This window comes from Rheinheimera mangrovi, from assembly GCF_003990335.1.
GTDB lineage: Bacteria > Pseudomonadota > Gammaproteobacteria > Enterobacterales > Alteromonadaceae > Pararheinheimera > Pararheinheimera mangrovi.
In genome coordinates this window covers 3,411,469-3,426,085 of sequence record NZ_CP034683.1, presented here as the reverse complement: position 1 = coordinate 3,426,085, position 14,617 = coordinate 3,411,469, and the positions used below count along the sequence as shown (strand labels likewise).

Sequence of the window (14,617 nt, the reverse complement as noted above, 5' to 3'; positions counted from 1 at the left end):
CAAAAGGAGTTATTTGGCAGAGCATTTTCCATGAAACATCGTACTATTCGCGGCACTATTCAATACACCAGCAAAAAGCCAGAGCGCTTTGGCAAGGAAAGGGGCAGGGAGTATTTCAGCCTGACCCGCCAGTTGGACGGGGTTATGCTGTTGCACGCTCATTGTGAAATTGACGACGAGCCGAATGTGGTGCGCGATGTGGTACTGGCGATGCAGCCCGATGCCAGCCCGATCGATTGCAGTGTGCGCATTAGTGTTGGCGATCGCTACGAAGGCAGCGGTTGGATGCGCTTCGCTCAGGGTTATGTTGAATGCGAAAGCCACAACCAGCGTGATGGCCGTATCAGCCAGCGGGTTGAAATCACAGAGCCGGTCAAATGGCTGCAAGCCCATCCTATAGTGGGTGATGCCCAACTGCTGCGGCTTTATGATCTGTCCGCCGGACCCGGCAAAGTGTTTTTCCCTAATTTGTTTTTAACCTCCCCCGATCATCGAGGTGCCACAGGGCCTTTGCTGTTTAAAACCGGTTTTGGCCTGCGTTATGTTGGCGAAGAACAGATCAGCATTGCTGCCGGCAGTTTTAACGCCCGGCATTTTCAGCTGGTGGATACTGCTGGCAACCTGCCGGAAGAACACCCGCCTTATGACGTCTGGTGTACCGCGGACGACGACTATCTGTTTTTAAAAGCCGGGGTCGCTGGCTATATGCAAACTCATTACGAATTAACCCATTACGAAATTATTGCCGGGGGATTAGCATGAGCCAAAACAAAACTCTGCCGTCCTGGCGCGCTTTAACCAGTCATGAAGTGATGCCAGAGGCCAATCACGATGACGTGGCGCGGCTGAATGTGTTAACCCATCTGAATTATCATTTAGGCAGCAGGGTGTTACCCGGCGTAAAACAAGCTTTTGAGCAGCATGTGAAGCCTGCTTTTGTAGCGCAACAGCAGCGTGAGCCTGAAACTCGCCACGAAATTCGCCAGGCTATGCTGCAAAACGGCTATTTTCAGTTCTGGAGTGCGCTGCGCCGCAGTGCAATGGAAATGCGGCATCAGACCGGGCGTATTGTCGCTTTGCGTCAGGCGGATGCCTTGTCTGCTCAAGTGGCGGCACTCAACGCCAGTGCACCCCACAGCTTAGCGCTTGACGCTACAGTGCAGGTTCCGGCCAATATCAGTGAGGTGGATATTCACTGTCAGCCGGGCTGTTACTATCAGGAATACTTCGAGGCGGATGTCACAGTAGCCGCTAGTTATGATGTCGGGCTTTTTGTCACCACAGCCGGTTTACTTGGTGGCTTAAGCGATGGCGGCGGCCAGGCTATTGTCAATTGGCTGGCGCTGCAACACCCTGATTTTAAACCTAAACGTATTCTGGATATTGGCTGCACCATAGGCCATAACATTGTGCCATTAGCTCAGGCCTTTCCCGACGCTGAAGTGATAGCTATTGATGTGGCGCGCCCTTGTTTGCGTTATGCCCATGCACGTGCTGTGGCGCTGGGTGTCAGTAATATCAGCTTTGTGCAAGCCAATGGTGAAGACCTGCCGCAGTTTGCCGACGAGAGTTTTGATTTAATTACCACGGCCATGTTCTGGCACGAAACCTCGCACAGCGCTATGCCTAATATCCTGCGCACCATTAACCGTTTGCTGAAACCCGGTGGTTTAACTCTGCATCTTGAACAGCCGCAATACCATCAAATGGGCCTGTACGAGCAGTTTATCCGCGACTGGGATACCTACTTCAACAATGAACCCTATTGGGGCCCTATGCATGATCTGGACTTGCCCGCCATGCTCAGTCAGGCCGGTTTTAATGCAGCAGACATGTTTGATGTGGGCGTCAGAGCCAAGGTAGACGAACGTATTTTTGGCAAGCGTGAAGCGGGAGAATCGGGCGAAGACTATGGTCGCGCTCCGGTATGGAATGCCTTCGGATTGTGGAAAAAACCATGAACAGCAACGACATAGATAAAATTGAACTTTCAGGCACTAAAGCCAAAGGCCAGCGGCCCTGGTTTTTGCAGGACAAACAAACCGAGCAGGTGCTGTCGATAGCCATGGCGCTGGCAACTGAACTGGCGGTCACCCGTGAACGCCTTGCGACACTGGAAGCTGTGCTGCAACAGCAGCACATTCTGACTGCGGATGCCATCGAAGCCTACCGGCCATCCAGCGCCGAAGTGGCAAAGCGCAGCGAAGCTATTCAGCAGTACTGGGCGCAGATCCTTCGTGTGGTTCAACAGGACAAAGAAGCACTGAGCGCAGGCGACAAAAGCATGGAACAACTCCAGGCTGAACTGACGAGTCGTTAAGTTGATGAATGGCATTAGCTCGCTGACGTCACAACTGATCAGTCAGGTGTTGGCCAAAGCCATTAGCCCAGCCGATCAGCAACGTGCCGCTTTGCATGTACTGGACTGGTTGAGTTGTGTGGCCGGTGCTTTACCTGCAGCTGCTGCAGCACCTTTTCGCCAGCTAGCCACTGAACAAAGCGGCGACTTTACCGCCTTGTGGACCAGCAGCACCAGTCTGGAAGCTGCACTGGCGTTTAATGCGGCGCTTGGCAATGTGCTGGAAATGGACGATGTGCACCGCAGTTCGATACTGCACCCTAGTCCTGTGGTGATCCCGGCGGCTTTGGCGATGGCGCAATACACTAAGGCCAGCTTGCCACATTTTCTGAACGCAGTTTTAGTCGGCTATGAAGTCAGTATTCGCATAGGCAGGGCCATTGGCCGCAGTCACTACCGTTATTTTCACAATACGTCCAGCTGTGCTGTATTTGGTGCTGCTATGGCGGCTGGTTATTTGCTGCAGCTCAATCCGCAGCAACTGGTATGGGCGCTGGGCAATGCCGGCAGCCGTACCGGTGGCCTTTGGCAAATGCGTAACGAGCCGGTATTTACCAAGCAATGGCATAACGCAGAAGCGGCCAAAAGTGGCGTCAGTGCTGCACGTTTAGCTAAAGCGGGCTTAACAGGCCCGGCCTATATTCTGGAGGGGCCACAAGGGCTGTTTGCGGCCATGTCGCAGGATGCCAAACCAGAAGCTGTGCTGGCTGCAGAGCGGCAGTGGTTAGCGCATCATTGCAGTTTCAAACCCTGGGCTGCCTGTCGTCATGCACATCCGGCGATCGACGCTGTCAGTTCTGTGCTGTCAGCGGCCGGTTTACACCAGCTGAGCACTGAAGCCGTCCAGTCTGTCGAGATTGGTTGCTATCAGGACGCCTTAACCTTTTGCGATAAAGTGGCGCCTTATACTGAGCAGCAAGCCAAATTCAGTATTCAACATGCTGTGGCAGCCCGCATCCTTTGGGGCGAGCCGGGGCTTTCACATTATCAACCAGATGTGTTGCAGTTGGAGGGCGTTAGCCGGTTGAGGCAACGTATTCAGCTGCAGCTGGATCCTGCCTTAGAGCAGGCCTATCCGGCACATTTTGGTGCCAGTTGCACGCTGGTGTTGCAGGATGGCCGCCGCTTTGAGGTACGCCTCGCTGATACGCTGGGCGATCCGGAACGGCCACTCCACATTGAGCAACTGCGACAAAAAGCCAGCAGCTTGCTGCGCCATGGTGGTGTAGCAGCACCACAGATCAGCGCACTGTGTCAGTTGCTGGCGCCGCCGCAGTCTGAATTGCTAGCTGCTGATACCAATCCGCTATTTAGCCTGCTGGAGCCCCCTTTTTCTGTTCAAACTCTGTAAGGATGAGTGCGTGAAATCTGCGATTGATGCTGTGCTTGACCATATGATGGCGTGCCGTTACGACAGCTTACCTGCCTCCGCTATTGCGGCGGCGAAAATCTTTATCACTGACACGCTGGCGGTTGGTTTAAGCGGCAGCAGAGTCAGCACTGTAGCGCAGGTCAAACAAGCGGTTGCTGGCTGGGGAGACGCGCACCAGGCCCAGGTTTGGGCTACAGGTGAATGGTTACCCGCGGGCAGCGCGGCTTTAATTAACGGTTTTCAAATTCATAATCAGGAATGGGATGCAGTGCATGAAAAAGCGGTAGTGCATCCTATGGCGACTATTCTGTCGGCCTTGATGGCTTCTGCGCAGCAGCATCAGCTATCCGGTAAGCAATTGCTGCTGGGGCTGGTGGTGGCAGTGGATGTGGCCACCTCCATTGGCAGTGCTGTCACGTCCGGCCTGAAGTTTTTTCGCCCGGCCTGTTGTGGTGCTTTAGGTGTAGCTGCCGGCATCTGCGTCATGCTGCAGCTGGACAGAGCCACCAGCCATAACGCTTTGGGTATTACCTACAGCCAGCTGAGCGGCACTATGCAGGCTCATGTGGAAGGCTCACCTATGCTGGCGATGCAGATAGGCATTAATGCCCGAGCTGCAATGCATGCAGTGGATTTAGCCCGCGCAGGTTTTAGTGGCCCAAAAGACATACTGCATGGTCCTTTTGGCTACTTTAAGCTGTATGAAAACGAGCATGATATCGAAGAGTTTTTTCGTCGTTTAGGCCCACAGCATCAAATAGAACAGGTCAGTCATAAACCTTATCCGACCGGCCGGGCTGGCCATGGTGCTGTGGATGGACTGCTGCAACTGCGAGCGCAGTATGGCTTTAGCAACGAAGCGATAGCCGCTATTCATATTGAGGGCACACCGCTTATTCTGCGGCTGGTCGACAGACCGGTAAAACAGGGCATGGACAGCAGCTATGCCAAGCTTTGTCAGGGCTATATTGTCGCCTGTGCTTTGTTAAGCGGCACAGTCAGTGTGACCGATTTTGATGCCGAAGCGCTGCAAGACCCGGCCCGGCTGGCATTGGCAACTAAAGTAAGCATGTCGCTGAATCAGTGCACAGACCCCAACGCCTTAGCGCCACTGACGGTGAAGGTCACTCTGACCGACGGTACTGTATTGCAGCAGCATTTACCCGCTGTGCTTGGTCACCCGCAGCGGCCTATGAGCCCCTTACAGCAACAACAGAAAAATGCCGCTGCTATTGCCAGTTGCGCTGTGCCTTTTTCAGATGCTGACTGGCAGGAATTGATAAATGCCATAGACCAGCTGGAGCAAGTCCAGAATAGTAATGCTTTGGTCTCACTATTGATAAGTCAGCACTACAGGTAAACCGATGCAAGCTTCGTATCCCACTTATTTTGAATCTTTTGATTATCAGGCGATGTTACGCGACTACCCTTTGGGCGAGGCGTTATTTCAGCAGTTCCGTGGCATGACCACGGCCGATTTACAGGCGCTGCAAAACCAGCGTTTTATGCAAGTGGTGCAACGGGCCTGGCAAATTCCATTTTATCAGCGCATTTGGGGGCAGGCCGGGGTAACGCCTGCAGATATCCAAAGCCTGGCTGATATCAGCAAACTGCCGCTGATTTCAAAAAGCGACATTATGGACAGCGTAGAGCGCTTCCCGCCTTTGGGGGACTTTCACGGTATGGATTCCATACCGGCTGAGCAGCGTCCTCCGATGGTATTTCATACCACCAGTGGCACCACAGGCACGCCTCAGCCGCTGGTGTTTGGCCCCAAAGGCCGGGAAGTTCAAGGCTTACTGGTGGGCCGCAGTTACCGTTTTATGGGCTTAAAACCAGCGGCAACTATTCAAAGTTGTTATGGCCACGGCATGATCAACGGCGGCCATTACATTCGCGAAGCGGTGACGCACTACACCAATGCGACTTTTCTGTCGGCAGGCACTGGGGTGGAAACCCGTTCGGCCCAGCAGGTGCAGCTGATGAAAACCTTTGGTGTGAACGTACTGGTTGGTTTTGTCGATTACATTAAACGTTTATCCGATGTGGCGCGCGAAGAAGGTATAGAGCCTGGCAAAGATATTAAAATTGATATGATTATTGGCCACCTCGGCATGGAAAGCCGCGACAGTATTGCCAAAGCCTGGGGCAACCCTGAGTTATTCGACTGGTACGGCGTAGGCGATACCGGCTGTATTGCGGCCGAAGGGCCGGACCACGACGGCATGCATGTGTGGGAAGACGCGCATTATCTGGAGCTGTTGGACCCGGACACCGATCAGCCGATAGCCGAAGGCGGCTGCGGCAATATGGTGGTCACCTGCCTGTATAAAGACGATCTGTACCCTATTATTCGCTTTAACACCCATGACATTACCGAACTGGTGCCTGGGCCGAATCAAATGGGGCTGCCATTTCGCCGTATTCGTGGCTTTATGGGCCGCAGCGACAATATGGTGAAACTGCGCGGCATTAATATTTATCCGCAAGGCATAGGGCCCATGCTGGAAGAACGCACCGAATTTTTGGGTGAGTTTATCTGCAAGGCCGTGCGCGATGCCAGCGGCCGCGACGATATGATTGTGCTGGCTGAAGTCAGCACAGCTGCACCGCAACGGGCTGCTTTACTGGATGATTATCGCGCTTTGCTGAAGCGTAAAATTGGCATTGAAGTGCTGGTGGAGCTGGTAGGCGAGGGCGAGCTGACGCCTCTGACTCAGGTGGATGTGCGGCAAAAACCTATCCGCTTGCTGGATCAGCGGTTTAGCTAGTGGATGAGCAGCGATGACAGATAAACCCGATAGTCAGTTAATCAGTGCCGATTTTGTGCAGCAGCGGCAATGGCTGGACAGTGGCAAGTTGTCTGCTGCCGAATTAATGGCAGCGCAGCAACTGGCGATATCCCGTTTTAATCCGGTACTGAATGCGTTTATTTGTCAGACCGACGTACTGCCAAGCCAGGGGAAGCCGCTTTCAGGCTTAACCTTGGCAGTAAAAGACAATATCGATGTAAAAGGCTTAGCAACCACAGCAGGACTGCAGGTTCGCAGGCAGACAATAGCGCGACAGGATGCCTTTGTGGTGGCCAGGCTCAGAGCAGCCGGAGCCAGTCTGGTGGGCAAACTGAATATGCACGAAGGTGCACTGGGTGCGACTAATCACAATAGTCATTTTGGCGATTGTCATAATCCGCACCGGCCTGGTTTTACGCCGGGTGGCTCGTCCGGAGGTTCTGGTGCTGCAGTGGCTGCTGGTATGGTGCCAGTGGCGCTGGGATCGGACACTATGGGATCGGTGCGTATTCCGGCCTCGTACTGCGGCGTGTTTGGTTTTAAACCCAGCCGCGGTGGAGTCAGCAATCAGGGCACAGTGCCTTGTGGCCGCATCATGGACAGTATTGGGCCACTGGCTCGTTCGGCCCGCGACTTAAGCCTGGTCGCTGAAAAAATGTTAGCGTTCGACCCGAACTGCCCGCTGGCGGTGCGGATCAGTCGCAGCAAAAAATTGCCGGACAAGCTGGTGTTGCTGGTGCCGGAAGATTTAACCGAACTGGATATTGCCGCCGATATCATTGCCGATTTTAACTACAACCTGCAGCTGTTCCGCGATATGGGCGCCGTTATCAGGCCCATAGCGTTACGGCATTATGGTTTTGCTGCCGCCCGTCGCGCTGGTTTACTGATCTGTGAAAGCGATATGAGGCTGGAATACGCCGCTGAGTGGCAACACCACAAAGAGCAATTTTCCCCCTATTTGCAGGCCTTACTGGCCTACCCGGAGCGCAAAACGGCCATTGACTACAGCACCGCACTGAATGTGCTGGAACAAGCCACTGTAGCTGCAAGGCAATGGCTGGCGCATGGCCACTTTATGCTATTGCCCACAGCGCCGCAGCGAGCTTTTTCGCTGACCGATACCGTACCTGCCAATCAGGCCGATTTAACCAGTTTTGCTAATCAGGCTGGCTTGCCTGCGCTGAGTATTCCTATGCTGAGCTTGCAGCCATTACCGGCCGGTATGCAGCTGGTGGGCCCACATGGCAGCGATTTTCAGCTGTTGGCGTTGGCAGAGTTGTGGCAGCAGCACAGTGGTTTTGTCTATCGTTTGCCTGCAGCTTTGCGGGCCTTGTGTTAACAGGAGAACAGCATGGCCGGACCTTTACAGGGCATTAAAGTACTGGATTTAAGCCGAATTCTGGCCGGTCCCTGGTCGACTCAGGTGTTGGCAGATTATGGCGCGCAAGTCTGGAAAATTGAAAAGCCGGGCGAAGGGGACGACACCCGTCAGTGGGGGCCGCCGTTTTTACTGGACGCAGAGGGCAACAGCACAGGCCAATCCGCCTATTTTCTTTGTGCCAATCGTGGCAAGTTGTCGCTGGCTATTGATATCAGCAGTGAACAAGGCCAGCAGCAGATCCGCGCTTTAGCATTGCAAGCCGATATTCTGGTGGAGAACTACAAAGTAGGGGGCCTGGCGAAATACGGCCTGGACTACGCCAGCCTGCAGCAGCTGAATCCCAGGCTGATTTATTGCTCTATCACCGGCTTTGGCCAAACCGGCCCCTATGCCGATAGGGCTGGCTACGATGCGATGATCCAGGGCATGGGCGGCCTGATGAGCCTGACCGGCGAACGCGATGACTTGCCAGGTGGTGGCCCGCAAAAAGTGGGGGTTGCTGCGGCCGATTTAATGACAGGTATGTACGCAGTGTCCGCTATGCTGGCGGCTTTGTATCACAGAGAACGCCACGGCACAGGCCAACATATCGATCTGGCGCTGCTGGATACACAAGTGGCTTGGCTGGCGAATCAGGCATCCAATTATCTGGTAGCAGGGCAAGTACCCACCCGGCTGGGCACGGCTCATCCAAATATAGTGCCGTACCAGGCGATGCAATTGCAGGATGGTTTTATGTTACTGGCGGTGGGCAACGACCGGCAGTTTCGCAGTTGCTGTCAGGTATTGGGCTGCGCTGAACTGGCGGACGACCCGCGCTTTAGCAGCAATGCGCTGAGGGTGCAGCACCGGCAGACCTTAATAGGCTTGTTATCGCCTTATTTTATGCAGCGCACAGTGGATGAACTGGTGACTGCATTGTCAGAAGCCCATGTGCCCTGCGGCCCCATCAATACGCTGGATAAAGTATTTGCCGACCCGCAAGTGCAAAACAGAGGCATGCAAATCAGTGTGCAACACGCCAAAGGCTACCAGGTACCGCTGGTCGCCAACCCGGTGAAGTTTTCCGCCACCCCCATCAGCTACCCGCTGGCGCCACCAGAACTGGGCGAGCATACAGAGTTGGTGTTGGGGCTTTAGGGGAGAGCAATACCCGTACTGTCGGCAGCAAGTCAGATAACTGACTTGCTGAAATCCCGCCTTCACCCTGCTGGACAGCGTCTGCTAACGCAGTTGTCCGGCCGTTTCCTGAATTCAGTTGTATAGTCACTTTGTGCCAAAAGCGGATATTGCCTGTACTACTGGGCGAATACACAGTGTTATTTGCTTTCAGCACAAAACAGGCACGCTTTGTACAAGCTAACAGGCACATTTATCTGTTGCTGAAAAAGAAAAAACACTCTAATTTAGATACTTAGAGTGGGCCAACCTAAAAATAACAGGCCAGAGAAAAGAAATACTGTGCCAGCACGCTTTGTTCGCAGCTAGTAGTGGTTGATTGTGATTAATTGATTTTTATTAATAAGTTAATGCTGGCATGCCATCTGGTAGAACCAGGCAAATCGTGCCAGCACAATATACAAATGTTAGGCATACAGGGAGTATATAGATGGATTGGTTTTTCAAGTTGATTAGAATCGCTGGTGTTAACTTTCCTGTTGCAGCGTCCCTTGTGCAATTGCAGGCTGAGATTGATTCGGTGAAAACTGCCAAATTAATTGAAACACTCCGCGATCCAATTAGCTATATGCACGAAGATATACAAGCTGTATCAATAAAAATTTATGAGCAACTGAAGGCAGATGACTCTGCAATCTTGTATTTTCCTGAAGAGTTCTACAGTAGATATAGCCGTGCAATTGCAGCCTTAAACTCGCAAGGGTATCTAACTAAAGAAAATGCTGCGGGCTGTAAATTTCCACTTTCTATACAACTAACAGATCCCTCTTACATCATGTATATGTGCAATTTGGCGGAACAATCCAACAAGATGAATGAAATAACATCAATAGTTGATAAATGTGAGGTTGGGTCTTGGCTAGACGGAAAAAAATTGGCCCAAGAAATTGGACTGCCTACAACCGTCGTTAGAAGTATATTTAGCATCTATGAGTCAAAGGGTTATGGCTATCTGTCAAAAGAGATCGGTGCATGTATGTATATAGGGCAAGCCTAACAAGCGCCATCAAAAACGCGCCCGCTGGGCGCTCGACTCGCAACAAGTTGCTCGCGTTTGTGGCGGGCGTTATATTAAAACGAGAAATAAGGAGATTTCGTGAAATTATCAAATATATTAATTAGTATTCTGACCGCCACTACTATATCCGCTGGATTTGCTGCATATAAATTTCATCATGCTAATGAAAAGCATGTAAAGGACTATGCAGTTCTCAGCGAGCTAAATCTCCAGTTGACTGAAGATTTAAAAAAATTCAAAAGTGATATTTCAGCTTATCAATTAGAATTACAAAATAGTGAAATATCACTTGCTTTAGTGAATAAAGAGCTATTAGAACTAAAGAAAGTTTCTGTATCACAAGAAAAAACAGATGTTCCTGATGCTCAACCAAGAAAAGTAGAGTCTTTGGCATCCGATAATATAGAAACAAAAAATGATACCGATGTTTTATTGGCTTTTACTAATAGAATCAGAAGCGGAGAAAGTATTGTAGATACAGCGCTTAAGCAACTTAGAGAAGAAGATGTTGATGGGAGTTGGGCGTATGAATACGAAGCAAATATCCGCAATTTTATTGCGGCAGACAAAGAGAATAAATTTGATATTCAAGAGCTAACTTGTAAAAAAACTATCTGTGAGTTAAAACTCTTGGCGAATGATAATAATGCAATGTACCTAGGTGCTTTATTTTCTAAAGCGCTTGATGAGCAAGATTGGAGAGATAAAAGTGCTCCCGTCATATTTAACCATAAAGTCAAAAATGGGGTTATGACAATTCTGATAGGTAGGGACAAGCATAGTCTCAAGTAAGTTTCTTTATAACAAACGCTGGCAAAATCGGCCACTAGGTGGCTGGGACTTCAACCGCAGTGTGGGGTCCGGCCTGTGCTGCGCGCATTATGTCCATTTTTCGCTCTAAGCCGTCCACTCCCCCCAGCTTTTACTCCCCCAAGCCCGTCATTTGCCTCTCTTTGTCAAATGTCAATTCAGCCGCCTCTGGTTGATAGACACCCCGCCAGGGGCTGGTTAGATTTGTCCGGACAATTCAGGTTCGGAGATAACCATGACAACTTTAGTGGTGCTGTTTAACTTAAAAACTACAGCCGACCAGGCCGCGTACGAACACTGGGCTAAAACTACGGATTTACCTGTGGCTGGTGCTTTGCCCTCTGTGGATGAGTTTCGTCTACTGAAAGCTCAGTCCTTGCTGATGAGCGATAACAAACCGCCTTACCAATACATTGAACTGATCCGCGTGAATGATATGGCGCAGTTTGGCCAGGATGTCAGCACTGCTGCTATGCAAAAAGTAGCGGCCGAGTTTCAGCAGTTTGCCGATAGCCCATTGTTTATTCTGACCGAACAAGTCGGGGGCTGATGATGGCGCACTATGCAGATTTAGCTGGCAAGGTGGCGGTGATTACCGGCGCTGGCCGCAAACTGGGCTTAGGTGAAGCCATGGCCAAACGGCTGGCGGCTGAAGGCTGCAAAGTGGTGATCACCGATATTGGCGCACCTGCTGGCGAGCATTTGCCGGAAGGAGCTATTGGCAGCTCGCAGGAGATGCTGGACATAGTGGCAGAAATTCAGGCTGCTGGCGGTGAAGCTGCTGCTGTGGTGTGCAATGTACTGAACGCGGTAGAGGTGCAGGCTGCAGTGCAGTTTGCAGTGCAGCATTTTGGCCGCCTGGATATTTGGGTCAACAACGCCGGTGTGGGTTATTTGATGAAACCTATCCTGGAGATGGACGTGGCCGAATGGGATACGGTGCTGAACGTCAATCTGCGTGGCAGCTTTTTGGGTATTAAGTACGCGGCCGAGCAAATGGTGAAACAAGGGCAGGGCGGCAAGATCATCAATATTGGCTCGCAGGCGTCCAAATCGGCTTTTGCCCATGCATCGGCTTATACCACCTCCAAACATGGCATGACAGGGTTAACCCGGGTAGCGGCGTTAGAACTGGGATGCCATGGCATAAATGTCAATCAGATTTGCCCCAATCACATCACTACCGGGCTTGGTGCCTGGCAAAACGCGCATTTTTCACAAGTCACAGGCAAAGGGTACGACAAGTACATGCAGGATATGCGGGATCGCATTCCATTGGGCCGCCCTGGCTTGCAGCAGGATATCGCTAAAGCCTGCGCCTTTTTATGTTCCGACCAGGCCATTTACATCACAGGCGAAGCGATGAATGTGTCAGGTGGCGAAGAATACCATTAACCCTGGAATTAACTCTTAAAGCGGCCTGCCGTCTGGCGGCCTTACAGGAAGCAGCGATGACAGCGCAATACTCATGGCCAGACAACGCCCGGCTGGCGTTATCTGTGGTAGTGAATGTGGAAGAAGGCTCCGAATACAATGTGAAAGACGGCGATGCCGGTATGGAGCCGGTGGACGAACTGCAGGTGCATGTAAAAAAGCCTATCCGCAATTACGGCAATGAATCGAATTATCAGTACGGCCTGAACGAAGGTGCTGAGCGTATTATCCGCCTGCTTGACCAGTATCAGATCCGTGCCAGCTGGTCGGCTGCTGCTGTCAGTCTGGAGCGCGCACCCTGGCTGGCGCAGGAGATTCGCCGCCGTGGCGATGAAACCTGTGCTCATGGTTACCGCTGGGTGCATCAGTTCCGCATGAATGAACAGCAAGAGCGTGAGTTTATCCGCGCTGCCGTCAGCAGTATTGAAAGCAGCACAGGCAAAAGACCGCTGGGCTGGCTGTCGCGTTATTTATATACCGAAAACACCCGTCGCCTGCTGCAACAGGAAGGCTTTTTATACCATATGGACGACTACAGCGCTGATGCGCCGTTCTGGGCCGCTGTGAATGGCTCAGAGCAACCAATGATTATCCTGCCTTATGCCATAGACACCAACGATATGAAAATGTGGGTGGCGGCGTCGTACACCCCTGAGCAGTGGCTGAAATACGCCAAAGACAGCTTTGACGTGCTGTACAGCGAAGGTGAGCATAAACCGCGGATGATGAGTCTGGGGCTGCACTTGCGCATTATTGGCCGGCCGGGCCGGATCTGGGCTTTGGAAGAGTTTTTCCGCTATGTGCGCAGCAAACCCGGAGTCTGGTATGCCAGCCGTGAACAAATAGCCAGCCACTTTCAGGCGCAGGTGCCAGCTGCGACCGGAGCATTGGCATGATGCTGCTGCGCTCCTTATTGTTTGTGCCAGGCAACAGGCCAGAGCGTTTTGCCAAAGCGCTGGGCGCAGGTGCCGATCTGATCTGTATTGATTTGGAAGATGCTGTGGCGCCTGAACAAAAACAAGCAGCCAGACGCAGCGTGCAGGACTATTTGGCCTCGTTACTTCCTGCCGATCGCAGCCGTATTTGTGTGCGGATCAATGCCTTGTCAACCGCCTGGGGCGAGCAGGATCTGCAGGCCTTTAAGCAATATCCTCCGGCAGTGCTGATGCTGGCGAAATGCCAGAGCGCGCTGGATGTGCAACGGGCCGCTATTACGCTGCCGGTGCAATGCAGGCTGATTGCGCTGATCGAAACTATTAGTGGTTTGCAGCAGGCCAGCACCATTGCCAAAGCCAGTAAATCGCTGGTGGCACTAATGTTTGGTGGCGCTGATCTGTCGGCGGAGCTGGGCTGTGACTTCAGTTACGAGCCTTTGCTGTTTGCCCGCAGTCAGCTGGTGCTGGCAGCTGCTGGTGCTGGTTTGCAGCTGATTGATGTGCCTTTTATCGATGTAGACAACGAAAAGGCGCTGCAGGCCGAAACCAAAAAAATCAAAGCGCTGGGCTTTACCGGCAAAGCAGCGATCCACCCGAAACAGGTGGCCGCTATTCATCAGGCCTTGCTGCCAACAGTTGCACAACTGGACTACGCCAAAGCTGTACTGGCCGCCACAGCCAATCACAGTGGCGGCGTGCTGGTGGTGCAGGGACGGATGATAGACAGGCCGGTGATCCTGGGCTGTCAACGCATTTTGGCTTTTGCCGGTGAGCGGAACGGCGATAACTGTTAACAATAAGTGAGAGAGAACATGGTACAAAATATTAAGCAAATCAGTGAGAAACGTTTTCGTGAATCCTTCGGCAGACATTACGAAGAGTTCAACATCGGCGATATTTACGAGCATCGCCCAGGCCGCACTATCACTAAAACCGACAATACCTGGTTCACTCTGCTGACGATGAATACTCACCCTATGCACTTTGATGACGAATACGCCAAAGCTAGTGAGTTTGGTAAGTGCATTGTCTGCTCGCCGCTGACTGTGGCGCTGATGGTGGGGATGAGCGTGACTGATGTCAGCCAGAAAGCCATTGCCAATCTGGGCTGGGACGATATCAAGCTGACGCACCCTGTGTTTGAAGACGACACCCTGACGGCTGAGTCGGAAGTGCTGGATAAACGTGAATCCAAATCCAGACCTGGTGCAGGCATTGTCACGGTCAAAACCACAGGCTTTAACCAGCATGGTGTGGTGGTGTGCAGTTTTATCCGAAAAATGCTGATCGCCAAACAAGGCTATTCGGTTGAAGACAAAGTGAATTACTAAAAG

15 protein-coding genes are annotated in these 14,617 nt (G+C 52.0%); all 15 read left to right on the top strand.

Features of this window, described 5'->3' with window-relative positions; all coding sequences use genetic code 11:
* Positions 1 to 30 precede the first annotated feature (30 nt).
* The 15 genes from EK374_RS15510 (at position 31) to EK374_RS15440 (ending at position 14,614) form a co-directional block, all read left to right on the top strand.
* Positions 31 to 762 carry a hypothetical protein gene (locus EK374_RS15510; RefSeq protein WP_127025468.1) on the top strand — a complete coding sequence of 244 codons (732 nt, stop codon included), beginning with the start codon at positions 31 to 33 and terminating at the stop codon, positions 760 to 762.
* The gene (locus EK374_RS15505; protein WP_127025466.1) at positions 759 to 1,961 is read left to right on the top strand and encodes a class I SAM-dependent methyltransferase; all 1,203 of its coding nucleotides are present in this window, start codon (positions 759 to 761) and stop codon (positions 1,959 to 1,961) included. The genes EK374_RS15510 and EK374_RS15505 overlap by 4 nt, the downstream gene beginning before the upstream one ends.
* Complete coding sequence (locus EK374_RS15500; protein ID WP_127025464.1) at positions 1,958 to 2,320, top strand: hypothetical protein; 363 nt, start codon at positions 1,958 to 1,960, stop codon at positions 2,318 to 2,320. Before EK374_RS15505 ends, EK374_RS15500 begins: the two co-directional genes overlap by 4 nt.
* Before the next feature lie 4 nt (positions 2,321 to 2,324).
* A complete protein-coding gene (locus EK374_RS15495) occupies positions 2,325 to 3,710 on the top strand; it encodes an MmgE/PrpD family protein (RefSeq protein ID WP_127025462.1) in 1,386 nt (461 codons plus the stop codon).
* 10 nt (positions 3,711 to 3,720) lie between these two features.
* Positions 3,721 to 5,091, top strand: a complete 1,371-nt coding sequence (locus EK374_RS15490) for an MmgE/PrpD family protein (RefSeq protein ID WP_206099223.1) — start codon at positions 3,721 to 3,723, stop codon at positions 5,089 to 5,091.
* A 4-nt stretch (positions 5,092 to 5,095) separates the two neighbouring features.
* Positions 5,096 to 6,502, top strand: coding sequence for a phenylacetate--CoA ligase family protein (locus EK374_RS15485; RefSeq protein WP_127025460.1), 1,407 nt, complete (start codon positions 5,096 to 5,098; stop codon positions 6,500 to 6,502).
* A 13-nt stretch (positions 6,503 to 6,515) separates the two neighbouring features.
* Entirely contained in the window at positions 6,516 to 7,865 is a 1,350-nt protein-coding gene (locus EK374_RS15480) for an amidase (RefSeq protein ID WP_127025458.1), read from the top strand.
* A 12-nt stretch (positions 7,866 to 7,877) separates the two neighbouring features.
* A complete protein-coding gene (locus tag EK374_RS15475; RefSeq protein WP_127025456.1) occupies positions 7,878 to 9,047 on the top strand; it encodes a CaiB/BaiF CoA transferase family protein in 1,170 nt (389 codons plus the stop codon).
* A 469-nt stretch (positions 9,048 to 9,516) separates the two neighbouring features.
* Positions 9,517 to 10,083: a hypothetical protein gene (locus EK374_RS15470; RefSeq protein ID WP_127025454.1), complete on the top strand. Its 567-nt coding sequence runs from the start codon at positions 9,517 to 9,519 to the stop codon at positions 10,081 to 10,083.
* Positions 10,084 to 10,182: 99 nt separating this feature from the next.
* Positions 10,183 to 10,896 carry a hypothetical protein gene (locus EK374_RS15465; RefSeq protein ID WP_127025452.1) on the top strand — a complete coding sequence of 238 codons (714 nt, stop codon included), beginning with the start codon at positions 10,183 to 10,185 and terminating at the stop codon, positions 10,894 to 10,896.
* Between the two features lie 253 nt (positions 10,897 to 11,149).
* Complete coding sequence (locus tag EK374_RS15460; protein WP_127025450.1) at positions 11,150 to 11,464, top strand: REDY-like protein HapK; 315 nt, start codon at positions 11,150 to 11,152, stop codon at positions 11,462 to 11,464.
* A gap of 2 nt (positions 11,465 to 11,466) precedes the next feature.
* On the top strand, positions 11,467 to 12,309 hold the full coding sequence (locus EK374_RS15455) for an SDR family NAD(P)-dependent oxidoreductase (protein WP_127025448.1): 843 nt from the start codon (positions 11,467 to 11,469) through the stop codon (positions 12,307 to 12,309).
* 56 nt (positions 12,310 to 12,365) lie between these two features.
* Positions 12,366 to 13,244: a polysaccharide deacetylase family protein gene (locus tag EK374_RS15450; protein ID WP_127025446.1), complete on the top strand. Its 879-nt coding sequence runs from the start codon at positions 12,366 to 12,368 to the stop codon at positions 13,242 to 13,244.
* Positions 13,241 to 14,077, top strand: coding sequence for an HpcH/HpaI aldolase/citrate lyase family protein (locus EK374_RS15445; RefSeq protein ID WP_206099222.1), 837 nt, complete (start codon positions 13,241 to 13,243; stop codon positions 14,075 to 14,077). Before EK374_RS15450 ends, EK374_RS15445 begins: the two co-directional genes overlap by 4 nt.
* 18 nt (positions 14,078 to 14,095) lie before the next feature.
* A complete protein-coding gene (locus EK374_RS15440) occupies positions 14,096 to 14,614 on the top strand; it encodes a MaoC family dehydratase (protein ID WP_127025444.1) in 519 nt (172 codons plus the stop codon).
* Positions 14,615 to 14,617 lie beyond the last annotated feature (3 nt).